The sequence below is a fragment of the Pseudescherichia vulneris genome (assembly GCF_902164725.1).
In the GTDB taxonomy this organism is placed as follows: Bacteria; Pseudomonadota; Gammaproteobacteria; order Enterobacterales; family Enterobacteriaceae; genus Pseudescherichia; species Pseudescherichia vulneris.
The window spans coordinates 404,995-428,333 of sequence record NZ_LR607338.1; the positions used below are offsets into that span (position 1 = coordinate 404,995).

The following is a 23,339-nucleotide window of genomic DNA, read 5'->3' on the forward strand; positions in this document are numbered from 1 at the left end:
AATTCAGGCGAAAAAAAACCCCGCTATAAAAGCGGGGTTTCTAAATGTGGTCGGCGAGAGAGGATGACTCGCCACTCCGTGGCTCGCCCTGCGGGCCGTTGCTGAAGCAACGTTCTTTCGCTCCGCTCAAGTCGAACCTCCTGCCCCGGAGGTTCTCATCCTCTGTGAAATTTAGGCGAAAAAAAACCCCGCTATAAAGCGGGGTTTCTAAATGTGGTCGGCGAGAGAGGATTCGAACCTCCGACCCACTGGTCCCAAACCAGTTGCGCTACCAAGCTGCGCTACTCGCCGATGTACTGCTTTTTGAATTTTTAGTTCAATTCATTTTAAGTCGTGGTGCGAGGGGGGGGACTCGAACCCCCACATCCAAAGGACACTAACACCTGAAGCTAGCGCGTCTACCAATTCCGCCACCTTCGCATTTCACAACTTTAAATAATGGGGTGGCTAATGGGATTCGAACCCACGACAACTGGAATCACAATCCAGGGCTCTACCAACTGAGCTATAGCCACCACTACAAATTCTTTTACGCGGTCCTGTTAATTTCACAGTCCACCGCAGCTCCAGCACCGGGTAAAATGGTGCGCCCGACAGGATTCGAACCTGAGACCTCTGCCTCCGGAGGGCAGCGCTCTATCCAGCTGAGCTACGGGCGCTTAGCGCCGTTGCGGGGCTGGATATTACGGACTTCCCCCCCCGCTGTCTAGTGCCTTTTTAAATAAAATGCGCGTTTGGTTACGCTTTGTGCGTTTTGTCGTTTATTTCTCCGCTTTTAGCGCTGCAGTATGCCGATTGAGACGTAAAACCTTGTAGACCAGCGATACCGCAGCCAAAAAGATGATGCCGACAAACAGCGACATACGGGTGTCGTCGTTAAACCCCATGCCAATTAATACGCAGATCAGGAACGCCATCGTTAAATAGTTCGCCCACGGGAAGAGAACCGACCGGAACGGATGGGTGGCAATCCTGGCCTTGTGCGCCTCGCGGAAACGCAGCTGGCTAATCAGAATAACAAACCACGGCACCATGCCCGGCAGTACGCTGGCGCTGTAGACGTAGACAAACACGCGCTGCGGGTTAGGAATGATGTAGTTGAGGCAGGAGCCCACCAGCAGAATAGCAATAGAGATGGCGACGCCCACCACCGGTACGCCGTGACGCGACACTTTCGCCACCGCCGCAGGCAGCTGGCGGTTTTTAGCCAGCGCATAGAGCATGCGTCCGCAGCTGTACATTCCGCTGTTGCAGCCCGAAAGCGCGGCGGTGAGTACCACAAAGTTGATGATCCCTGCCGCAGCAGTAATGCCAATTTTGGCGAAGGTCAGCACAAACGGGCTGCCGTTGCTGCCGATCTCATTCCACGGGAAGATAGTGACGATAACGAAAATCGCCCCTACGTAGAAGATCAGAATACGCCACAGCACCTTGCCTACCGCGCTGCGCAGCGTGACCTGCGGGTTTTTCGCCTCACCGGCGGTAATGCCGATCAGCTCGACGCCCTGATACGAGGCGACAACGATACAGAGCGCGGTGAGAAAGCCCTTCCAGCCGCCAGCAAAGAAGCCGCCGTGCTCGGTCAGGTTGCCAAATCCAATGGCCTGCCCGCCGTTGCCGAAGCCATAGAAGATCACGCCGAGGCCGACGATAATCATCACCACGATGGTGGTGACTTTGATCATCGCAAACCAGAACTCAATCTCGCCGTACAGACGTACCGCAGCAAGATTAGCGAGCGCCACCAGCCCAACGGCAATTAGGGCCGGTATCCACTGCGCCATCTCCGGGAACCAGAACTGAACGTAGACGCCAATCGCGGTGATCTCAGAGATACCCACCGCCATCCACATAAACCAGTATGACCACGCCGTGAGATAGCCAAAGAACGGGCTCATATAGCGGTGCGCATAGACGGCGAACGAACCGGCTACCGGCTCAAGGAAGAGCATTTCGCCCATTGAGCGCATGATGAAGAAAACAAAAAGTCCGGCCACAATATAGGCCAGTAATACTGACGGCCCTGCCCACTTCAGTGTGCTTGCCGCCCCCATAAACAGGCCAACGCCTATTGTACCGCCCAGGGCGATAAGTTCGATATGTCGCGCTTCCAGCCCACGCTGAAGCTCCGGTTTACTCTCGGCCATAAATCCTCTGTCGTGTTTACTACTGTCCCGACGCTGCGGGTTATCGTTATGAGTGCAATCTCAGCTCATTGCGGCTACAGGCTGATTCAACCAGCACCGCGGCGACGCGTTGAGTGAGCGAATGGTTTCTTAATTTCGCTGAAATGGCAAACGATGCATAAGAAAAATCAATAGAAAGCATAATAAAGCAGCAAACAGAGGCGGGCACGGCACAGCAGAATCGCTGCGCCGTTACAGGATTAGAGCTGGCCGCGATAGTGCCAGGCGAGGTAGCGCAGCAGTCGCAGCTGACGCGTGATGCGGCTGGGCTGTGACAGCAGGCGATAGAGCCACTCCAGGCCCATCCGCTGCCACACCTTTGGCGCACGCTTAACGTGGCCAGTAAAGACGTCATAGGTGCCGCCGACGCCCATATAGAGTGCGTGCGGATAAACTTCCCGACAGTCGCGCATCAGCAGCTCCTGGCGCGGGGAGCCCATCGCTACGGTGACAATCTTTGCTCCGCTGTCGCGGACGCGCTCAAACAGCGCCTGGCGCTGCTCGGGCTGGAAGTAGCCATCCTGGCCGCCGACAATGTTCACCTGCCAGCGGTCACGCAGCTGCTGTTGCGTCTGAGCCAGCACGCCAGGCTTGCCGCCGATCAGGAAAACCGGCGTCCCCTCTTTTCCGGCGCGCTCCATGAGCGCTTCCCAGAGATCGGCCCCCGCCACCCGCTCAACCACCGCCTGCGGGTACTTTTTGCGCATTGAGCGCACCACGCTGATGCCGTCCGCATACTTAAACTCGGCCGCTTCGATCAGCGCCCTGACCTGGGCGTCATCCTCAAGGGTCAGCATCTTCTCGGCGTTAATCGCCACCAGCGTGCCCTGCTTAAGCTGGCCACCGGCGAAGAGGAAATCCAGCGCGTGGGCCATGTTACGCCAGCCAATCAGCTTCAGGCCGCGCAGGGTATAGGTTGGCGCAGTAGTGGTGTCCGTCATGATGATATCCTTGTCAGGCTTGCGAGAGCGGGTGCGGTAATCGCCCGGCACGTTTGTGGATCAGCCCCGCGCTATCGAACAGCCAGTAGAGCAGCTTCGCCATCAGCAGGCAGGCACCAAAGACCACGAGGAAGAAGACGACGCGAGAAACAAAGGCATCCAGCCCCTCACGCGCCAGCACGATCATATTGAAGATGGCACCAAAACAGAAGCTGTGCAAAATCGCCGCCTTATAGCGGTTGGTCTCCCGGTTGCCCAGCTCATAAAGCCAGTCAAACCACTTAATGATCAGTCCCACCACGACCGCACCCAGCGGAATAAACCAGACGCCGCCCATCACCACCAGGGAGCCGATCAGCGTCGGCGAGATCGCCAGCCCGGAGTGGTTGTTCAGCACTTCCCAGGTAAAGTAGTTCGCCGTGTTCAGCACAATGCCAGGCCTGTCCGGCCATAGCCAGGTGGGAATAAAGACGTAGAAGTCGCGCACGATAGGCGCAAGCCCCTGGAAGTCGATCTTGTCGTAGTTTTGCAGCAGGAGAGAGAGGTTCTCCCACGGCGAGAAGGTGTCACGGGTGAGATAGAGGAAGGTGTAAAACGCTTCGTCACCGCTCACCTGCAATCCGTAACGCTTCAGCGCCAGCCAGAACATCCCGACGATGCCCAGCACGCCTGCCGCCGCCAGCATCCACAGTGAGATCCAGCCACGAATAATGCCGATAAACAGGAAAATGGCGAAGGCGATGATGATATTGGCCCGCGTGCCGCCCACAATCATGTAGGTCAGCAGGCCAAAGGCAACGGTGCTCACCAGGAAGAAGATCCAGCCCCGGCCATCCTGGCGCAGGAAATAGACCACCAGCATGGCGGGAATAAAGAAGTAGAAGAAACGCTTAAGCGCCACGCCGGAGACTTCACTCGAAAAGATCTGGCTGTAGGAGTGCAGCCGGAACAGCAGGAAGCCGTTATGCATAAAGAAGATGCTGACGCTCACTAACGCGATAAGCATCAGCATCACCCACGCCAGATGTGTTTCCACTCGGTTCATGGTGAACAGGGGACGGCGCGGCATGACCGCGGATGAGGGCCGCAGGCGCGTTTTATAGGTAACGTAGTAGATGGCGTAAAAGCAGACCGCGGTCAGCAGGGACTGCATCATCACCTCAGGCGGTGCAACCCCGACGTTGAAGCGAAAGACCAGGATGCTGGTGAGTGGAAAGCCAAAGAAAAACGTCAGCAAAAAAAGCAGCGAAAAGAAGACGTTAAAGTTAAAACGTACGCGGCGGAATTCAAACCAGGTCAGCGTGGCGATAAACAGCGATGCCAGTAGCCAGATGGCCAGCAGACCCGAGAACGCAAGCTGGCTCATTGCGCACCTCCTGCAGCAATACGTAACGCCTCGTGCCAGGGCGCAAGGTAGTTAGGGCTAAAGAAGGTGATAGCGTTTTTATCCACCGCCGCCAGCTGCCGCTGGGCCTCGCGGACGACCGCCTCATCGAGCCTGTCGCCGGTAAAAAGCACCGGAATGTGCTGCTCAACCATATCCTGCCAGAAGGGATTCTCCCGGTTTAACACGCAGGGTACGCCTGCCTGGATCAGCAGACAGAGCGTGCCGATCCCCTGCTGGCGGGCAAAGATAAAGTAGCCCAGATCGCACCGGCGCAGCAGCGCCAGGTAGTCGTCAAATTCTAGCTTATCGGCAAGGATGCGCAGGTTCTCCGCGCTAAACAGCGCCAGACCGGCCTGGCGGACCTCGTCAATGTACGTTTCGTTATTGGCCGGATAGCCCATCGGTACGATGACGTTAACCGTATCACCGAACTGCTGATGAACCGCCTTCAGGGCGGCAATATGCTCGTTGCTGCGATCCCCGGAGTTGCCGACCAGCACCGTCAGCGTGCCCTCGCGCTGCGTCTCCTGCGCCATCGTGTTGAGCGTGGGATCCATTCGCGTCGGGAAGTAGAGCAGTTCGCCGCGCACCTGCGGATGGCGGCGGGCAAAAAAATGTAGATCGCCACGGGTGGCAAAGATGCAGCCGACGCGCCGCTGGGCGAGACGCCGCAGCGGATAGAAAAGACGAAACTTCAGGCTTTGGGAAACCTCGTAGAGATCGGCTCCCCAGGCGTGCCAGCTAAACTGCTGAGGCTTAATGGCACCGCGCAGCAGGGCCAGCCAAAGGTCAGTATTAAACTGACCGTGAAAGAAGAAGCGCTGCTGGCGATCGGCTTTGGCAAGGCTAATTACCGCCTGGGCCAGCGCTCTCTTATTGTTAAAGAAGCGCAGCGTAAGCGCCGGGAACTGCGCGCGCCAGCTCTCGTCGCCGCCGCAGAGGATAAATTCGCGAGCGTGCTCGCCTGTTGCCGCAAGGCTGTCGTTGAAAAAACGCAGCACGGTCAGGTTATGGTGTGGGATATCGGATCCCAGAACATGAATCAGTGTAGTCATACCCTTTTACGCCAGAGTAGAAATACGCCACAACAGGTGGCGAAATAAACGATATAGGTAGCCATGTAGGCCTGTGACGCACCTAACGCGCCGTGCGCCGGAATGAGCCAGCGGGAAAAAGCCGTTAGCAGCGTAAACTGGCTCACTTCCGCCAGGATATAGAAGGTTAACGAGGCCCGGGCAATCACCAGATAGCCAAAAACGTATGCGCCGACTTTCAGTACGTCGCCAACCAGTTGCCAGGCAAAGAGATCGCGCATGGCGATAAACTTCTCTGAAAACAGCAGCCAGATAGCAAAATCACGCAGCAACCAGACGGTAAAACTTGCAGCCGCTACCGCAGGCAGGACAAACCGCAGCGATTTGACGATCTCACGGCTTATGGCCTGCTTCTCCGTTAGCCGCGACAGGGTAGGCAGCAGATAAACACTGAACGAGGCGGTGATAAATTGCAGGTAGGCATCGGAGATGCTGCTCACCCCCTGCCAGATCCCGACCTCATCCCAGCCGTAGTGCGTTGCCAGCAGGTTTCGCATCATCACGTAGGCAACGGGAAGCGTCACGGAGGTGATCAGCGCCATCAGGGTAAACTTGCCCAGCTGTCCGGCCAGCGCGCCGCTCCACCGTGGCTTAAGATAACCTAACGGCACGGATTTACGGCGGATGAACAGCAGCAACGCCGGGATGACGACCAGCGCCGGAACCAGCGCCAGGCCCAGCAGCGCGCCCTGGTAGCCGCCCAGCCGGTAGCAGGCATAGTAGGCGATGACGCCGATAATGCTGCCGCTAATCAGCGACAGCGCATTCCCGGCGGCGTCGCGGAAACCCTTCATGATTGCCAGCAGGAAGTTAGCCCACGCGATGCCCATCTGCACCAGCGCCACCAGCCTTACCAGCCCCTGAAAATGGGTGTGACCAAACAGCCCCTGACTGATGGGCGCGGCGGCCAGCAGAAAAACGATAGCCAACAGCGACGAGAACCCCAGCACCATGGCAGATGAGGTGCCTACGACGGCGCGCAGCTGCGTCGGATCATCGTGGTGCTGGGCGACAAATTTGGTGACGCCGTTAAAGATGCCGGCCCCGGCCAGCACGCCCAGCACCGTCACCAGCTGGCGGAAGTTGCCCGCCTGCCCTACGCCCGAAGGACCAAAGGAGACGGCCAGCAGCTTAACCACCAGCAGTCCCGCGCCGATTTTGACCAGCGTGCTCGCCGCGGTCCACAGTGAAGCTTTTGCCAGCGACATCTTAGTTGAAGTAGCTCAGCAGCGTATTGATCACCGTGCGCTGGTTAACAAGCGAAAGATTGTAGAACAGCGGCAGGCGGAGCAAGCGCTCGCTCTCTTTCGTGGTATGGATATTTTCGCTAAAGAATTCACCAAAGCGCTCGCCAGCCGGGCTGGAGTGCAGCGGGATATAGTGGAACACCGCCAGGATCTCCGCCTCCTTGAGGAAAGCGATAAGCTTACTGCGATCTTCATCGTCACGAAGCTTGATATAAAACATGTGCGCGTTATGTTCGCACTCGGCCGGAATCGACGGCAGCTCAATACGCCCGGCACGGGCCAGCGGCGTCAGGGCGTCAAAATAGGTTTGCCATAGCGCGAGACGCTGCTGGTTAATACGATCCGCCGCTTCCAGCTGCGCCCACAGATAGGCCGCCTGCAGATCCGACATCAGGTAGCTGGAGCCAATATCGCGCCAGGTGTATTTATCAACCTGACCGCGGAAGAACTGGCTGCGGTTGGTGCCCTTCTCGCGAATAACCTCAGCGCGTTCAACCAGCGCACGGTCGTTGATCAGCGTCGCCCCGCCTTCGCCACCGGCGGTATAGTTTTTGGTTTCATGGAAGCTAAAGCAGCCGATATGGCCGATGGTCCCGAGCGCACGCCCTTTGTAGGTCGACATCACCCCCTGCGCGGCATCCTCTACCACATACAGGTTATGATGTTTCGCGATAGCCATAATGGTGTCCATCTCACAGGCCACGCCCGCATAGTGGACCGGCACGATGGCGCGCGTGTTCTCGGTGATCGCCGCCTCGATAAGGCGTTCATCAATGTTCATGGTGTCCGGACGGACATCAACAAAGACGATCTTCGCTCCGCGCAGCACAAAGGCATTGGCGGTAGAGACGAAGGTGTAGCTGGGCATGATCACTTCATCGCCGGGCTGGATATCCAGCAGCAGCGCCGCCATCTCCAGCGAGGCGGTACAGGAGGGGGTCAACAGCACTTTGGCGCTGCCGAAACGCTGCTCCATCCACTGCTGGCAGCGGCGCGTGTAGCCGCCGTCGCCGCACAGCTTGCCGCTGCCCATCGCCGACTGCATGTAATCGAGTTCTGTACCCACAACCGGGGGCGCGTTAAAAGGGATCATAGAGTCACCTGTATAGCCAGTAGGCGGTGCTTTCCACGTTGGCACCGCTCTGAATGTAACGTTTAAGCGCCGCGGTATTCCCCACCTGGGTCGCGACGCGCAGAACCGAAAGCTGACGACGTTGCGCCCAGAGGAGCGCCGCCTGCATCAGGGCCTCCCCCGCTCCGCGTCCGGCCAGCAGGCCAATACGCGCCTCGCTGTCGTTCAGCTGGCGCAGCGAAACAAAGGCACGGATCTCGCCGCTGGCGGCGCGCAAGACCAGGCACTCGTGGTCGAATGCGCCGTTAACGGCGTTCTCAATCCACTGAGCGTAGAAGCGTCCGCTGGCGTCCGCCTGATACCAGGGGGTACGAAACCGGCTCTGCGCGAAGGCGGTGGCCGCCAGCTGACGCAGCGAGGCAATATCCGTCGCGGTCGCCACCTGCGCGCCAGGGTCGGTTATCGTTGTCGGTACGGCCAGGGCCAGATCCACTTCACCCTCTACCAGTTGGAAACCCAGCCGCTGGAGCGCGTCCAGCCGTGCGGTATCCGTCGCCGGGACCTTGACCTGCACCCGCTGCCACGCGGCTAACTGCGCCTCGCTCAGCGGTGTGGCACCGTCACTCAGGCGCACGATGGCGCTGGAGATCCCAAAGAACTGGTTCTCCCAGGTTAATGCTTCAACCGTACCGCGTACCGTCATGTTGTCGCCTTAGCGCCAGACGCCTTTGGTATCAATAATGTATTGCTGGGTAACGTGCTCACCGGCAATGGCGTTGAACTCGCGATGATCCACCAGCATTACCAGCACATCCGCCTCGGCCAGCGCCGCATCCAGGCTGACCAGCTGGCAGCTGTCCGCCAGCATCTTCGGCAGCTGATGAATGTTAGGCTCTACCACCAGCGTCTCACCGCTGTGCCACTGGGCAATGCTGTGGGCAATCTCCATCGCCGGGCTTTCCCGCAGATCGTCGATATTGGGCTTAAAGGCGAGGCCAAAGCAGGCGATTTTGATTTCGCTGGCTCGCTTGTCGTTAGTCGTGAGGCAGTCTGCCACCGTCGCTTTAACTTGATTAAGCACCCAGTGCGGTTTGCTGTCGTTAACTTCACGGGCGGTACGGATCAGCCGCGCCTGCTGCGGGTTTTGCGCCACGATAAACCACGGGTCGACTGCGATACAGTGGCCGCCTACGCCCGGTCCCGGCTGTAAGATATTAACGCGCGGGTGGCGGTTAGCGAGGCGGATCAGCTCCCAGACGTTGATGCCCTGGTCAGCACAGATCAGCGACAGCTCGTTAGCAAAAGCGATATTTACATCGCGGAAGCTGTTCTCGGTCAGCTTGCACATCTCAGCGGTGCGGGCGTTAGTGACCACGCACTCACCTTCAAGGAAGATCTTATACAGCTCGCTGGCGCGGGCAGAGCACACTGGCGTCATGCCGCCAATGACCCGATCGTTTTTAATCAGCTCAACCATTACCTGGCCTGGCAGCACGCGCTCCGGGCAGTAGGCAACGTTGATATCCGCCTGCTCGCCAGCCTGTTGGGGGAAGGTGAGATCCGGGCGTAGATCCGCCAGCCACTGTGCCATCTGCTCGGTCGCGCCTACCGGCGAGGTCGACTCAAGGATCACCAGCGCGCCTTTTTTCAGGACCGGGGCGAGTGATTTTGCTGCCGCCTCAACATAGGCCATGTCCGGCTCGTGATCGCCTTTGAACGGCGTTGGCACCGCAATCAGGTAAGCATCTGCCTCAACTGGCGTGGTGCTGGCGTGCAGATACCCGCCCTCGACCGCAGCTTTCACGACGCGATCCAGCTCGGGTTCAACGATATGAATCTGCCCGCGATTGATGGTATCCACCGCATGCTGATTGATATCAACGCCGACGACGCGCTTCTGCCGTGAAGCAAAGGCCGCTGCGGTAGGCAATCCAATGTAGCCCAGGCCAATAACAGAGATGGTTGCAAAACTCATAGCGTTACCTGATTATTTTTAAGTGCGTGCAGAATACGTTCGCAGGCTTGGCCGTCACCGTAAGGGTTGTGTGCCCGGCTCATCGCCTGCCAGGCGTCATTGTCCTTCAACAGGTGCGTCACCTCTTCGACGATACGCTGGCGATCGGTGCCCACCAGCCTTACCGTTCCGGCTTCGATAGCCTCTGGGCGCTCGGTGGTTTCCCGCATCACCAGCACCGGCTTGCCTAACGACGGTGCCTCTTCCTGAATACCGCCTGAATCCGTCAGGATCAGCCAGGCATGGGTCATCAGCCAGAGGAACGGCAGGTAGTCCTGCGGCTCAATTAAGATAATGTTTTTAACGTGGCCAAGGATGCGGTTCACCGGCTCGCTGACGTTGGGGTTCAGGTGTACCGGATAGACGATCTGGACATCCTGATGTTTAGCCGCAATGTCGACCAGCGCATGACAGATCTGCTCAAAGCCCTGGCCAAAGCTTTCGCGACGGTGGCCGGTGACCAGCACCAGCTTTTTAGACTCATCGAGAAATGGATATCGTGCTGCCAGCTCGCTGTGCAGGTTGTCGTTATTCAGTACCGTGTCACGCACCCAGAACAGCGCATCGATTACCGTATTACCGGTGACGAAGATCTGCTTATCCGGAATATTTTCGCGCAGCAGGTTCTGCCGGGCGTTCTGCGTCGGCGAGAAGTGATACATCGCCAGATGGCCCGTCAGCGTGCGGTTAGCCTCCTCCGGCCAGGGCGAGGAGAGATCGCCCGTGCGCAGCCCGGCCTCGACGTGCCCAACGGGAATACGTTGGTAAAAGGCCGCCAGGCTGGCGGCAATCGTCGTTGTGGTATCACCGTGGACCAGCACGACGTCAGGCTTAAATGATTCGAGGATCGGCTTTAGCCCTTCGAGAATGCGGCAGGTTATTTCCGTCAGCCCCTGTCCCGGCTGCATAATATCCAGGTCATAATCCGGAACAATGGAAAACAGGTTCAATACCTGGTCAAGCATCTCCCTGTGCTGCGCGGTCACGCAGACTTTGGCTTCAAAATAAGGGTCCTTTGCCAGCGCATGTACCAGAGGGGCCATCTTGATGGCTTCTGGTCGTGTGCCAAATACGGTAAGTACTTTCACAACGATTCTCTTCGATTAGATGATGAAGGCCCAGTGGCCTTCATATCAGGCAGCGCTTACAGTGAACGACGGCGCGTTAACGCAACACCAGCACCTATCAACGCCCCTACCATTCCCCACATAATCATCAGGAAGGCACGGCGCGGGCTATCGCGTTTTACCGGCTCTTCTGGCGTCCGCAAATAACGATATGTCTGAAAACGGGGATCGAGCGTGGGGCCAACGTTGAGGGTGTTCAGCATGGCTCGGTTTTGATCATAGTCCAGATCGAACTCGGGCCCCACTGCCTGCAGATTTTCCAGCCGCGCCTGCAGCATCGGACGTCCTAACAGGAACATCTCCGAGTCGGGAAGCTCGTCAGGCGGGACCTCCGTCTCAGTGCGGGAGATATTGTGCTGCTCGGCCACTTTTAACGCCTGCTCAACGCTGTGCGCCCGACGTTTAAAGATGGCGTTCGCAACCTCTTCCTGACGTTTCACCTGGGCTTTCATCTGGATAGTACGGGCCGCCCATGCGCCTTTCAGCTCATCGTTAAGATGGCTGGCCGCACGCTGGCTGGCGAAAGCAATATACTGGCGCAGCAGGTTATTTGAGTCAGGCGCGGTCTCCGCCGTCAGCTTGACGCTGTCGCTGAGATTACGCTGCGCATCGGCGGGGGTGTACTGAATATTGTTAATCAGCTCATCCAGCAGCGCGGCATCCGCCTTGCTGTTGCCCACCATCCGCTGCTTGTAGTAGTCCGTTTGCAGCCAAAAGTCACGGCGCGTGTCCCATGATGCCATCTGCATAATGAACTCTTTATACGCTTCGTCCATGACCGAGGGCTGATCGACCGGTGCCAGGTTAGCTTTGACATCAAGATTGCGCAAAAACTGCTGCTGGGAGTAGAACCCGCCCAGCATGTTTACCGTGGGACGATCGGTGATGGCGGTTGCGCCCCACTCCTGCCTGGCGAAGAGGGTGTAGGCCAGCGCGATAAGCGCGAAAGCCAGCGCCATGCCAACAATCCAGAATTTCCCCGCCCATAAAGTACGAAACAAACCGCGAATATCCAGTTCATTTTCCATACTTCCTGTATGTTTTCCCGACAATGGTTGAGTCATCGCTATCCCAGAATTACTTGGTTAGAGTTGGTTTATGTCCACTATTACGACGCATCTTACGTTTGACGCGTTTGATAAAGCGCGCCACTTTCCATGCACGTTTAATGCACCAGCCGTACAGGAAGAAAGCTAGCACAAACAGTGCCAACATTACCCATTCGGGAATGAAATGCAGATATTCTGTGACAACGCCTACCGCCGCCAGCAGAGCTGCGGCCAGCGTAATCAGCACAAAGGCCTGGCGGGAGGTAAACCCGGCACGCATGATCAGATGGTGGATGTGCTGACGGTCTGGCGAGAAAGGACTCATCCCTTTGCGCAGGCGGCGGTACATGATAGCAACCATGTCCATCAGCGGAATGGCGATGATCCACAGCGCCGTCACCGGGCTAATCGGATGCGTCTGGCCCTGGGTCGTTTCCAGCAGGATCCAAATCACCGTAAAGCCAATCAGCGTACTGCCCGCATCGCCCATAAAGACCTTATAGCGGCGGCCGAGGATACCAAGGTTAAGCAGAATATAGGGGAGAATGGCGGCAATCATGGCAAAGCACCACATCGCCAGGCTCAGCTGACCGTCAAACCATAGAATGATGCCGATAGCAGCGAAGGAGACGCAGGAGAGCCCGCCCAGTAGGCCATCAATACCGTCAACCATATTAAAGGCGTTGATGGCGGCCCAGACGGCAAACAGCGTCAGGAAGAAGCCGAACGGTCCGAGAACCATCTCCCAGGTGCCAAAAATGTAGCCGAGACTGCTGAGATAGAGTTTACCCACTGCCATCATGACGATAGCAATAAGCGCCTGAACGGTGGCACGTATCTTTACGCTGATATCAAAGCGGTCGTCCAGCGCCCCGATGAAGACCAGTACGCCAGCACACATCAGATAGAGCGCAGCATGCGGAATATAGTAGTCAGCAATAGCAAACGTATAGCAGATCCCCGCATAGACCGAGATACCACCTACTAACGGGATCAATCCCTGATGACGTTTACGAAAGTTTGGTTTATCGACCAACCCTACCTTTTTTGCCACCTTGCGGGCAAAAAAGAGAAAGATAAACGTGAGTAAAAAAATACTGAATAACTCAGTAACCGCAGTGAGTAAATTCACAATGCATGCTCTCAGCAAATGTTGATCCCGGAAGTATAACGACGATGCCCCCTCTCCAAAAGAGATAAAGCAGGTCACATGCGGGCTCTATTGTATATTTTTCATTCAATTAGAACATATTCAGCTTGAATGCTTTGCATTACCACCGCCAGCCATGGCCGACAGCGGATCCCCTGGCTATAGCCTATATTCCATAAATAAAAAACGCCACGTAAAAACGTGGCGTTTACAGGCTTTATTTAAGTTACGAGCGCTTCATCATATCGAAGAAGTCGTCGTTAGTTTTGGTCATCGCCAGTTTATTGATGAGGAACTCCATCGCGTCGATCTCCCCCATCGGGTGAATGATTTTGCGCAGGATCCACATTTTCTGCAGCTCTTCCTGAGTGGTGAGCAGCTCTTCTTTACGCGTACCGGAGCGGTTGTAGTCGATAGCCGGGAAGACGCGTTTCTCAGCGATTTTACGCGCGAGATGCAGCTCCATGTTGCCGGTACCTTTAAACTCTTCGTAGATAACTTCATCCATTTTAGAGCCGGTATCCACCAGCGCGGTAGCGATGATGGTCAGGCTACCGCCCTCTTCCACGTTACGCGCAGCACCGAAGAAGCGTTTCGGACGGTGCAGGGCGTTGGCATCCACACCACCGGTCAGTACCTTGCCAGAGGCCGGTACGACGGTGTTATAGGCACGCGCCAGACGGGTGATGGAGTCGAGCAGAATGATAACGTCTTTTTTATGCTCAACCAGACGCTTCGCTTTCTCGATAACCATCTCGGCAACCTGAACGTGGCGAGACGCAGGCTCATCAAAGGTAGACGCCACTACTTCGCCTTTAACCAGACGCTGCATCTCGGTCACTTCTTCCGGACGCTCGTCGATCAGCAGCACCATCAGGACACAGTCCGGGTGGTTGTAGGCAATGCTCTGGGCGATGTTCTGCAGCAGCATGGTCTTACCCGCTTTCGGCGGTGCAACGATCAGGCCACGCTGGCCACGGCCAATCGGCGATGCCAGGTCCAGAACACGAGCGGTTAAGTCTTCGGTTGAACCGTTACCGCGCTCCATACGCAGACGCGAGTTAGCGTGCAGCGGGGTTAAGTTTTCAAACAGGATCTTATTGCGCGAGTTTTCCGGTTTGTCGTAGTTAACCTCATTAACCTTCAACAGCGCAAAGTAACGTTCACCCTCTTTCGGAGGACGAATCTTACCTGAAATGGTGTCACCAGTGCGGAGGTTGAAACGGCGGATTTGGCTAGGGGATACGTAGATGTCATCAGGACCGGCGAGGTAGGAGCTGTCTGCGGAGCGGAGGAAACCAAATCCGTCCTGCAATATCTCTAACACACCGTCGCCAAAGATATCTTCGCCACTCTTAGCATGCTGCTTCAGGATGGCAAAAATGATGTCCTGCTTGCGCATACGAGCCTGGTTTTCCAGACCCATATTTTCGCCGAGAGTAATCAGCTCAGAAACCGGCGTATTCTTTAATTCGGTAAGATTCATAGTGGTGTGGGTTCTTAAACTCGGGGTAAATCTCGAACTTAATTTGTGAATGGTATGGCAGGATCATCCATGCCTGTTAGCGGCCATCAACTCATGTCTGTTCGCTGTCTGCTTACAGGAAGAACACAGAACTGAAACGACAAGACGGATTGAGTGACAAGCCCGGAATCTATCCACTTCTCTCGCGGCGCTGTGGCTGGCGGGAAGCATCGGGTACAACACGGTTCAAACTGACAAGGTTCAAACGACAAAGATATGTTTATTTCGAAGTCAAAACTAACTTAGCACGACTAAAGCCGGGCGTCCAGCAATCCACTAAAATTAGGAGAGCCAGACGCCAGGTGGGTAGAGCCCTTACGCCAGGTTAGCGTCCAGGAACTCTTTCAGCTGCCCTTTGGAGAGCGCGCCGACCTTGGTGGCCGCCACTTCGCCGTTTTTGAACAGCAGCAGGGTCGGGATACCGCGGATGCCGTATTTCGGCGCGGTGCCAGGGTTCTGGTCGATGTTCAGCTTCGCTACGGTCAGCTTGCCCTGGTACTCGTCAGCGATCTCATCCAGAATCGGGGCGATCATTTTGCACGGACCACACCACTCTGCCCAGAAATCGACGAGGGTCAGCCCTTCCGCTTTGAGTACGTCCGTGTCAAAACTGTCGTCGGTCAGGTGAATAATTTTATCGCTCATATTTACTCCACAGGATTATGTCTACCTTATTAAGGTCTGTAGCATAGCCTGGCTAAAGGTTGACGTTATTTCACCCCGTTTATTTGAACGGATGTGCTTTCGTAAAGCAATAGTAAACTGATATTCTACCACACTATGAGCAAAACACATTTAACAGAACAGAAGTTTTCCGACTTCGCCCTGCACCCGAAGGTGATTGAAGCCCTTGAAAACAAAGGCTTTCATAACTGCACCCCCATCCAGGCACTCGCCCTTCCGCTGACGTTGGCGGGTCGGGATGTAGCGGGACAGGCGCAAACCGGTACCGGCAAAACGATGGCGTTTCTGACGTCAACGTTTCATTATCTTCTCTCTCACCCGGCGATCGAAGACCGCAAGGTGAACCAACCGCGCGCGCTGATCATGGCTCCAACCCGTGAGCTGGCGGTGCAAATTCATGCCGATGCTGAGCCGCTGGCCCAGACCACCGGCCTGAAACTGGGCCTCGCCTATGGCGGCGACGGCTATGACAAACAGCTTAAGGTGCTGGAGAGCGGGGTTGATATTCTTATCGGCACCACCGGCCGCCTGATCGATTACGCGAAACAGAACCATATCAACCTGGGCGCGATCCAGGTCGTGGTGCTGGACGAAGCCGACCGCATGTACGATCTCGGCTTTATTAAAGATATTCGCTGGCTGTTCCGTCGCATGCCTGCGACAGACCAGCGTCTGAACATGCTCTTCTCTGCGACGCTCTCCTATCGCGTGCGTGAGCTGGCGTTTGAGCAGATGAACAACGCTGAGTATGTGGAAGTGGAACCGGAACAGAAAACCGGCCACCGTATTAAAGAAGAGCTTTTCTATCCGTCTAACGAAGAGAAAATGCGTCTGCTGCAAACGCTGATCGAAGAGGAGTGGCCGGATCGCGCCATCATCTTCGCCAACACTAAACACCGCTGTGAAGATATTTGGGGCCACCTGGCTGCCGATGGTCACCGCGTTGGGCTGCTGACCGGCGACGTGGCGCAGAAAAAACGCCTGCGGATCCTCGAAGAGTTTACCCGTGGCGATATAGACATTCTGGTAGCGACCGACGTTGCTGCTCGTGGCCTGCATATTCCAGCCGTGACCCACGTCTTTAACTACGATCTGCCGGACGACTGCGAAGACTATGTCCACCGTATCGGCCGTACCGGTCGCGCGGGCGCAAGCGGCAATTCAATCAGCCTTGCCTGTGAAGAGTATGCCCTGAACTTGCCGGCTATCGAGACCTACATCGATCACTCGATTCCGGTCAGCAAATATAATCCGGATGCGCTCCTGAGCGAGCTGCCACCGCCGAAGCGCCTGCCCCGCGCGCGTCCAGGCAATGGCCCACGCCGCACCGGTGGTGGTGCGCCACGTAACAGACGTCGTTCAGGTTAATGCCCTATGCTCACCTCTAACTCGCTTTATGCCGCTATTGATTTAGGTTCGAATAGTTTTCATATGCTGGTTGTGCGCGAGGTGGCGGGGAGCATACAGACCTTAACCCGTATCAAACGTAAAGTACGCCTGGCGGCAGGGCTGGACCGGGATAACCGGCTCTCCCCGGACGCCATGGCGCGCGGCTGGCAGTGCCTGCGCCTGTTTGCTGAACGGCTGCAGGATATCCCACCTATGCAGATCCGGGTGGTTGCCACCGCGACCCTGCGCCTTGCCGTTAACGCCGAGCAGTTTCTTGCCACCGCGCAGGAGATTTTAGGCACGTCTGTGCAGGTGATTAGCGGTGAAGACGAAGCACGGCTGATCTATCAAGGCGTGGCCCACACCACCGGCGGCGATGACCGACGTCTGGTCGTCGATATCGGCGGTGCCAGCACCGAGCTGGTGACCGGCATTGGCGCGCAGGCCACCTCGCTCTTTAGCCTGTCGATGGGCTGTGTCACCTGGCTTGAGCGCTTCTTTGCCGATCGCAATCTGACCCAGGACAATTTCGACGCGGCGGAAAAGGCGGCGCGGGAGGTTCTCCTCCCGGTGGCCGATGCGCTGCGCCGTCACGGCTGGAAAATCTGTGTGGGGGCATCCGGCACCGTGCAGGCGCTGCAGGAGATCATGATGGCGCAGGGCATGGATGAGTGCATCACCCTTGCTAAACTGCAGCAGCTAAAGCAGCGCGCTATTCAGTGTGGTCGTCTGGAAGAGCTGGAGATTGAAGGGCTAACGCTTGAGCGAGCGCTGGTCTTCCCGAGCGGCCTCGCCATTCTGATCGCTATCTTTAGCGAGCTGGAGGTTCAGGGTATGACCCTGGCCGGTGGCGCGCTGCGTGAGGGACTGGTCTACGGCATGCTGCATCTGCCTGTCGATCACGATATTCGCAGCCGCACGCTACGCAATCTTCAGCGCCGATTTATGGTCGACTCTGGCCAGGCCCAGCGCGTGGCCCAGCTGGCTTCCCGCTTTACGGAGCAGGTTCAGGCTGAATGGCAGTTGGAGCCGTTAAGCTGCGAACTGCTGATCGGCGCGTGCCATCTGCATGAGATTGGCCTGAGCGTCGATTTCAAACACGCTTCCCAGCACGCCGCCTATCTGGTGCGTAATCTGGATCTGCCCGGCTTTACGCCCGCGCAGAAGAAGCTGCTGGCCACCCTGCTGCTCAACCAAACTAACCCGGTCGATCTCTCCTCGCTGCACCAGCAAAACGCCGTGCCGCCGCGTACCGCGGAGCACCTCTGTCGTCTGCTGCGCCTGGCGATCATCTTTGCCAGCCGCCGCCGGGATGAGTTTTTACCCAACGTCTCTCTGGCCGCCCATGGCGAGGCGTTAACGCTCACGCTGCCTGAAGGCTGGCTGGCGACGCACCCGCTGGGTGCTGAAACGCTTGTCCAGGAGTGCCAGTGGCAGAGCTACGTTCACTGGGTGCTAGCGGTCAACTAATCTGTTATGTCGGGTGGCGCTGCGCTTACCCGACCTACCGGTTCCATTACTATTTAGCTTTAGCTTTCGCCATCATCGCCCGAATATTGGCAATACTCGCCTGCCCCTTGTGCATCCGCTCTTCTGCACTTACCACTTTGCGCTCCTGCTCCCAGAGCAGATCGTCCTGCGGGAGCTCCAGCAGGAAGCGACTCGGCTCGGGCCGCACCAGCTCGCCATACTGACGACGCTCTTTGCACAGGGTAAAGTTCAGCTCTTTTTGCGCCCGGGTGATGCCAACATAGGCCAGCCGACGCTCTTCGTCGATGTTCTCCTCGTCGATGCTGCTCTGGTGAGGCAGCAGCCCCTCTTCCATGCCGACCAGAAAAACGTAAGGGAACTCCAGGCCCTTGGAGGCGTGCAGGGTCATCAGCTGAACCTGATCCGACTCCTCATCGCTTTCGCCCCGCTCCATCATGTCGCGCAGGGTAAAGCGCGTCACCACCTGGGTGAGGGTCATCGGCTCGTCGATCTCCGACCCTTCTAGCATCTCGGTCATCCAGCTAAAGAGCGTGTTGACGTTTTTCATCCGCATCTCAGCCGCTTTGGGGCTGGGCGAGGTTTCAAACAGCCAGGATTCATAGTCGATACCGTGAATAAGGTCACGCACTGCGGCAATCGGCTCCCGTTCAGAGAGACGCTGTACTTCGCTTAGCCAGTGGGTAAAGCGGGTTAGCGACTCGTATCCACGCCCGCTCAGCGTTTGGGTAAGGCCCATATCGAAGCTGGCGGCAAATAGCCCTTTGTTGCGTGAGTTGGCCCACTCCCCCAGCTTTTGCAGCGTCGCCGGCCCGATCTCACGCTTCGGCGTGTTCACGATACGCAGGAAGGCGCTATCGTCATCCGGATTGGTCAGCACCCGCAGGTAGGCCAGCAGATCTTTAATCTCCGGACGGGAGAAGAATGAGGTTCCGCCCGAAATACGGTACGGAATACGGTTTTGCATCAGGAATTTTTCGAATACCCGCGACTGATGGTTACCGCGATAGAGAATGGCGTAATCTTTATACTGGGTCTTATTGATAAAGTGGTGCGCAATCAGCTCGCCCGTGACGCGCTCGGCCTCATGCTCTTCATGGTTAGCGCTGATCACCTTTAGCTCTGGCCCGTAGCCCAGCTCTGAAAAGAGCTTTTTTTCAAAAACGTGTGGGTTATTGGCGATCAGAATATTGGCCGCCTTGAGGATACGCCCCGATGAACGATAGTTCTGCTCCAGCTTGATCACCTGTAATGCCGGGAAATCCTGGCTAAGCAGGACCAGGTTCTGCGGTCGTGCCCCACGCCAGGAGTAGATCGACTGATCGTCATCACCTACTACCGTAAAGCGTGCCCGCGCGCCCACCAGCAGCTTAACCAGCTCGTACTGACTGGTGTTGGTATCCTGATACTCATCCACCAGCAGATAGCGGATCTTGTTCTGCCAGCGCTCGCGCACCTCTTCGTTGCGTTGCAGCAGCAGAGTTGGCAGCAGGATCAGGTCATCGAAGTCCAGCACGTTACAGGCCTTCATATGGGCGTCATACAGGCTGTAGCAGTGGGCAAAAATGCGGTCCCGCTCGCCCTTGGCCTGGGCTGCCGCCTGCGCCGGGGTCATAAGATCGTTTTTCCAGTTGGAGATCGTCGAGATCAGCTGCTGCAGGATCGTTTTCTCATCTTCGATCAACCCCTCGGTGAGATCCTTGAGCAGCGCGACCTGATCGGTATCGTCAAAGAGCGAAAAGTTAGATTTCATGCCCAGCGCGACGTACTCGCGCTTGATGATATCCAGCCCCAGGGTGTGGAAGGTGGAGATCATCAGACCGCGCGCCTCTTTGCGCCCCAGCGTCTGGCCCACACGCTCTTTCATCTCGCGTGCAGCTTTGTTGGTAAAAGTTACCGCCGCGATATGCCGGGCCTGGTAGCCGCAGCCGCGGATCAGGTGCGCTATCTTGTTGGTAATGACGCGGGTTTTACCGGATCCAGCCCCTGCCAGTACCAGGCAGGGTCCGGTGACAAATTCGACGGCTTGCTGTTGCCCTGGATTTAGACGCATGGGATCACTCAATGAAAGTCGGGAGAGGAGAAAAAACGCGTGGTAGTATAGCCAGCCTAATCCATACCACTCAAGGCACGATCATGGCAAAAACAGCGGCAGCGATGCATATCCTTGTTAAAGAAGAGAAACTGGCTCTGGATCTTCTGGAGCAGATCAAAAACGGCGGCGACTTCGAGAAGCTGGCGAAGAAACACTCTACCTGCCCGTCAGGCAAAAAGGGCGGTCACCTGGGTGAATTCCGCCAGGGTCAGATGGTGCCGGCCTTCGATAAAGTGGTGTTCTCCTGCCCGGTGCTGGAGCCGACCGGCCCGCTGCATACCCAGTTCGGTTACCACATTATCAAAGTGCTGTACCGCAACTAATAAAAAAGCCCGGTGGCGCTAACGCTTACCGGGCCTACATCTCTTTGCCGCTTTTTTATTAACCGGCTACCGCAATACGCTTCATATCGGTCATGTAGCCGCGCAGCTTCTGGCCCACTTTCTCAATCTCGTGGCTGCGGATCGCTTCGTTCACGTCACGCAGCTGGGCGTTGTCTACCGCCGTGCCCTCTACTGCTTTGCCCAGATCGCCCGCCTGAATTTCGGTCATGAACGCTTTCAGCAGTGGCACGCAGGCGTAGGAGAAGAGGTAGTTGCCGTACTCAGCGGTATCAGAGATAACCACGTTCATCTCATACAGACGCTTACGTGCGATGGTGTTGGCGATCAGCGGCAGCTCGTGCAGTGACTCATAGTAGGCGGACTCTTCGATGATGCCGGAATCAACCATGGTTTCGAATGCCAGCTCAACGCCCGCTTTCACCATGGCGATCATCAGTACGCCCTTGTCGAAGTACTCCTGCTCGCTGATTTTGCCGTCAAACTGCGGCGCGGTCTCAAACGCGGTTTTACCCGTCTCTTCGCGCCAGGTCAGCAGGTTCTTATCGTCGTTGGCCCAGTCGGCCATCATGCCGGAGGAGAACTCACCGGAGATGATGTCATCCATATGCTTCTGGAACAGCGGAGCCATGATGCCTTTCAGCTGCTCGGAGAGCGCATAGGCCCGCAGCTTCGCCGGGTTAGAGAGGCGGTCCATCATCAGGGTGATACCGCCCTGCTTCAGCGCTTCGGTGATGGTTTCCCAGCCGAACTGGATCAGCTTCTCAGCGTAGGCCGGATCAGTACCCTCTTCCACCAGCTTGTCGAAGCACAGCAGCGAGCCTGCCTGCAGCATACCGCAGAGGATAGTCTGCTCGCCCATCAGGTCAGATTTCACTTCAGCAACGAAGGAGGATTCCAGCACGCCCGCACGGTGGCCGCCGGTGGCCGCAGCCCAGGCTTTAGCGATCGCCATGCCTTCGCCTTTCGGATCGTTCTCCGGGTGCACGGCGATCAGCGTCGGCACACCAAAACCACGCTTGTACTCTTCACGCACTTCGGTGCCGGGACATTTCGGGGCGACCATCACCACGGTGATATCTTTACGGATCTGCTCGCCTACTTCCACGATGTTGAAGCCGTGGGAGTAGCCCAGCGCCGCGCCATCTTTCATCAGCGGCTGTACGGTGCGCACTACGTCAGAGTGCTGCTTGTCCGGCGTCAGGTTAACGACCAGGTCCGCCTGCGGGATCAGCTCTTCATAGGTACCCACTTTAAAACCATTTTCGGTGGCTTTACGCCATGACGCACGCTTCTCAGCAATCGCCTCTTTACGCAGCGCGTAGGCGATATCCAGACCGGAGTCACGCATGTTCAGGCCCTGGTTCAGACCCTGAGCGCCACAGCCGACGATAACCACTTTTTTACCCTGCAGGTAGCTCGCGCCATCGGCGAACTCATCTCGTCCCATAAAGCGACATTTACCCAGCTGGGCCAGCTGCTGGCGCAGGTTCAGTGTATTAAAGTAGTTAGCCATGGTGATACCTCGTGATGTTGTGTCGTGCTTATTGTTCGGTTCGCGTTCTCGCGAGAATGAACCCACTATATGACAGGAAATGCGTTGCTGAAATTGATATATTCACAATATGACATTGCACTTTCTGCAACGTAAACACAGAGGCTTTGCATATGGATCTGCGCGATCTAAAAATCTTTCTCCACCTGGCGGAGAGCCGTCACTTTGGCCGCAGCGCACGGGCGATGCACGTCAGCCCGTCGACGCTGTCGCGTCAGATCCAGCGGCTGGAGGAGGATCTCGGCCAGCCGCTGTTTGTGCGAGACAACCGCACCGTCACCCTGACCGAGGCGGGTGACGAACTGCGCACCTTCGCCCAGCAGACCCTGCTCCAGTACCAGCAGCTGCGCCACACCATTGACCAGAAGGGCCCTTCGCTCTCCGGCGAGCTGCGCCTGTTCTGCTCGGTAACGGCAGCCTACAGCCATCTGCCACCGATCCTTGACCGGTTCCGCGCCGAGCACCCCTCCGTCGAAATCAAACTCACCACCGGCGACGCCGCCGATGCGGTAGAGCGCGTGGTCACCGGCGAAGCGGATCTGGCCATTGCCGGCAAGCCAGAGGCGCTGCCCGGCGCGGTGGCCTTTTCGATGCTGGAGAATCTGGCGGTCGTGCTGATTGCCCCGGCGCTGCCCTGTCCGGTACGCAGCCAAATCTCGGTGCCGGAGCCTGACTGGTCGACGGTGCCCTTTATCATGGCCGACCAGGGGCCGGTGCGAAAACGCATTGAGTTGTGGTTCCGGCGGCAGAAGATCAGCAATCCATCGATCTATGCCACCGTCGGCGGTCATGAGGCGATGGTTTCAATGGTGGCCCTCGGCTGCGGCGTGGCGCTGATCCCGGAGGTAGTCCTGGAAAACAGCCCCGAGCCGGTGCGCAACCGCGTGATGATTTTAGAGCGCAGCGATGAGAAGACACCGTTTGAGCTTGGCGTCTGCGCACAAGAAAAGCGGCTGCATGAGCCGCTTATTAGCGCGTTCTGGGAGATCCTGCCA

The 23,339-nt window shown here is 57.0% G+C and carries 19 protein-coding genes, 4 tRNA genes and 1 other RNA gene; 4 read left to right on the forward strand and 20 right to left on the reverse strand.

The window, feature by feature from the left end; translation table 11 throughout:
* Positions 1–47: 47 nt before the first annotated feature.
* The 18 genes from FN633_RS01520 to trxA form a co-directional block, all read right to left on the reverse strand.
* Positions 48–180: non-coding RNA, RtT sRNA (locus FN633_RS01520), on the reverse strand.
* Positions 181–214: 34 nt separating this feature from the next.
* Positions 215–291 (reverse strand) — tRNA-Pro (locus FN633_RS01525).
* A gap of 43 nt (positions 292–334) precedes the next feature.
* A tRNA-Leu gene (locus tag FN633_RS01530) sits at positions 335–420 on the reverse strand.
* 19 nt (positions 421–439) lie between these two features.
* Positions 440–515 (reverse strand) — tRNA-His (locus FN633_RS01535).
* A 67-nt stretch (positions 516–582) separates the two neighbouring features.
* Positions 583–659: transfer RNA gene (locus FN633_RS01540), tRNA-Arg, on the reverse strand.
* 102 nt (positions 660–761) lie between these two features.
* Complete coding sequence (gene thrP / locus FN633_RS01545; RefSeq protein WP_154056504.1) at positions 762–2,147, reverse strand: bifunctional threonine/serine APC transporter ThrP; 1,386 nt, start codon at positions 2,145–2,147, stop codon at positions 762–764.
* 239 nt (positions 2,148–2,386) lie between these two features.
* Positions 2,387–3,127 carry a lipopolysaccharide N-acetylmannosaminouronosyltransferase gene (gene wecG, locus FN633_RS01550; protein WP_154056505.1) on the reverse strand — a complete coding sequence of 247 codons (741 nt, stop codon included), beginning with the start codon at positions 3,125–3,127 and terminating at the stop codon, positions 2,387–2,389.
* A gap of 13 nt (positions 3,128–3,140) precedes the next feature.
* Positions 3,141–4,493 carry an ECA oligosaccharide polymerase gene (gene wzyE, locus FN633_RS01555; protein ID WP_154056506.1) on the reverse strand — a complete coding sequence of 451 codons (1,353 nt, stop codon included), beginning with the start codon at positions 4,491–4,493 and terminating at the stop codon, positions 3,141–3,143.
* Positions 4,490–5,569 carry a TDP-N-acetylfucosamine:lipid II N-acetylfucosaminyltransferase gene (locus FN633_RS01560; RefSeq protein ID WP_154056507.1) on the reverse strand — a complete coding sequence of 360 codons (1,080 nt, stop codon included), beginning with the start codon at positions 5,567–5,569 and terminating at the stop codon, positions 4,490–4,492. The genes wzyE and FN633_RS01560 overlap by 4 nt, the downstream gene beginning before the upstream one ends.
* On the reverse strand, positions 5,566–6,816 hold the full coding sequence (gene wzxE, locus FN633_RS01565; RefSeq protein WP_154056508.1) for a lipid III flippase WzxE: 1,251 nt from the start codon (positions 6,814–6,816) through the stop codon (positions 5,566–5,568). The genes FN633_RS01560 and wzxE overlap by 4 nt, the downstream gene beginning before the upstream one ends.
* Position 6,817: 1 nt before the next feature.
* A complete protein-coding gene (gene rffA / locus FN633_RS01570) occupies positions 6,818–7,948 on the reverse strand; it encodes a dTDP-4-amino-4,6-dideoxygalactose transaminase (protein ID WP_154056509.1) in 1,131 nt (376 codons plus the stop codon).
* A gap of 4 nt (positions 7,949–7,952) precedes the next feature.
* Positions 7,953–8,630, reverse strand: coding sequence for a dTDP-4-amino-4,6-dideoxy-D-galactose acyltransferase (gene rffC, locus FN633_RS01575; RefSeq protein WP_154056510.1), 678 nt, complete (start codon positions 8,628–8,630; stop codon positions 7,953–7,955).
* A 9-nt stretch (positions 8,631–8,639) separates the two neighbouring features.
* Positions 8,640–9,902 (reverse strand): UDP-N-acetyl-D-mannosamine dehydrogenase, encoded by a 1,263-nt coding sequence (gene wecC / locus FN633_RS01580; RefSeq protein ID WP_154056511.1) that lies wholly within the window; start codon positions 9,900–9,902, stop codon positions 8,640–8,642.
* A complete protein-coding gene (wecB, locus tag FN633_RS01585; RefSeq protein WP_154056512.1) occupies positions 9,899–11,029 on the reverse strand; it encodes a non-hydrolyzing UDP-N-acetylglucosamine 2-epimerase in 1,131 nt (376 codons plus the stop codon). Before wecB ends, wecC begins: the two co-directional genes overlap by 4 nt.
* Before the next feature lie 56 nt (positions 11,030–11,085).
* Positions 11,086–12,132, reverse strand: a complete 1,047-nt coding sequence (wzzE, locus tag FN633_RS01590; RefSeq protein ID WP_154056513.1) for an ECA polysaccharide chain length modulation protein — start codon at positions 12,130–12,132, stop codon at positions 11,086–11,088.
* 13 nt (positions 12,133–12,145) lie between these two features.
* Positions 12,146–13,249 (reverse strand): UDP-N-acetylglucosamine--undecaprenyl-phosphate N-acetylglucosaminephosphotransferase, encoded by a 1,104-nt coding sequence (gene wecA / locus FN633_RS01595; RefSeq protein WP_154056514.1) that lies wholly within the window; start codon positions 13,247–13,249, stop codon positions 12,146–12,148.
* Between the two features lie 244 nt (positions 13,250–13,493).
* The gene (gene rho, locus FN633_RS01600) at positions 13,494–14,753 is read right to left on the reverse strand and encodes a transcription termination factor Rho (RefSeq protein ID WP_042394994.1); all 1,260 of its coding nucleotides are present in this window, start codon (positions 14,751–14,753) and stop codon (positions 13,494–13,496) included.
* 354 nt (positions 14,754–15,107) lie between these two features.
* Positions 15,108–15,437, reverse strand: a complete 330-nt coding sequence (trxA, locus tag FN633_RS01605; protein ID WP_042394997.1) for a thioredoxin TrxA — start codon at positions 15,435–15,437, stop codon at positions 15,108–15,110.
* Between the two features lie 135 nt (positions 15,438–15,572).
* Between trxA and rhlB the strand changes: the two genes are divergently transcribed.
* Complete coding sequence (gene rhlB, locus FN633_RS01610; RefSeq protein WP_154056515.1) at positions 15,573–16,844, forward strand: ATP-dependent RNA helicase RhlB; 1,272 nt, start codon at positions 15,573–15,575, stop codon at positions 16,842–16,844.
* A 6-nt stretch (positions 16,845–16,850) separates the two neighbouring features.
* Complete coding sequence (gene gppA, locus FN633_RS01615) at positions 16,851–18,335, forward strand: guanosine-5'-triphosphate,3'-diphosphate diphosphatase (protein ID WP_154056516.1); 1,485 nt, start codon at positions 16,851–16,853, stop codon at positions 18,333–18,335.
* A gap of 49 nt (positions 18,336–18,384) precedes the next feature.
* Here gppA and rep read toward each other — a convergent pair whose 3' ends face one another.
* Entirely contained in the window at positions 18,385–20,406 is a 2,022-nt protein-coding gene (rep, locus tag FN633_RS01620) for a DNA helicase Rep (RefSeq protein ID WP_154056517.1), read from the reverse strand.
* An 83-nt stretch (positions 20,407–20,489) separates the two neighbouring features.
* Here rep and ppiC point away from each other — a divergent pair, with 83 nt between their 5' ends.
* Positions 20,490–20,771, forward strand: a complete 282-nt coding sequence (ppiC, locus tag FN633_RS01625; protein WP_024555327.1) for a peptidylprolyl isomerase PpiC — start codon at positions 20,490–20,492, stop codon at positions 20,769–20,771.
* A gap of 58 nt (positions 20,772–20,829) precedes the next feature.
* On the opposite strand, the gene ilvC is transcribed toward ppiC, so the two are convergent.
* Positions 20,830–22,305 (reverse strand): ketol-acid reductoisomerase, encoded by a 1,476-nt coding sequence (gene ilvC, locus FN633_RS01630; RefSeq protein WP_154056518.1) that lies wholly within the window; start codon positions 22,303–22,305, stop codon positions 20,830–20,832.
* 152 nt (positions 22,306–22,457) lie between these two features.
* On the opposite strand from ilvC, the gene ilvY reads away from it, so the two are divergent.
* Positions 22,458–23,339, forward strand: an 882-nt coding sequence (gene ilvY / locus FN633_RS01635; RefSeq protein WP_154058791.1) for an HTH-type transcriptional activator IlvY, incomplete at its 3' end; no start/stop codon positions are given.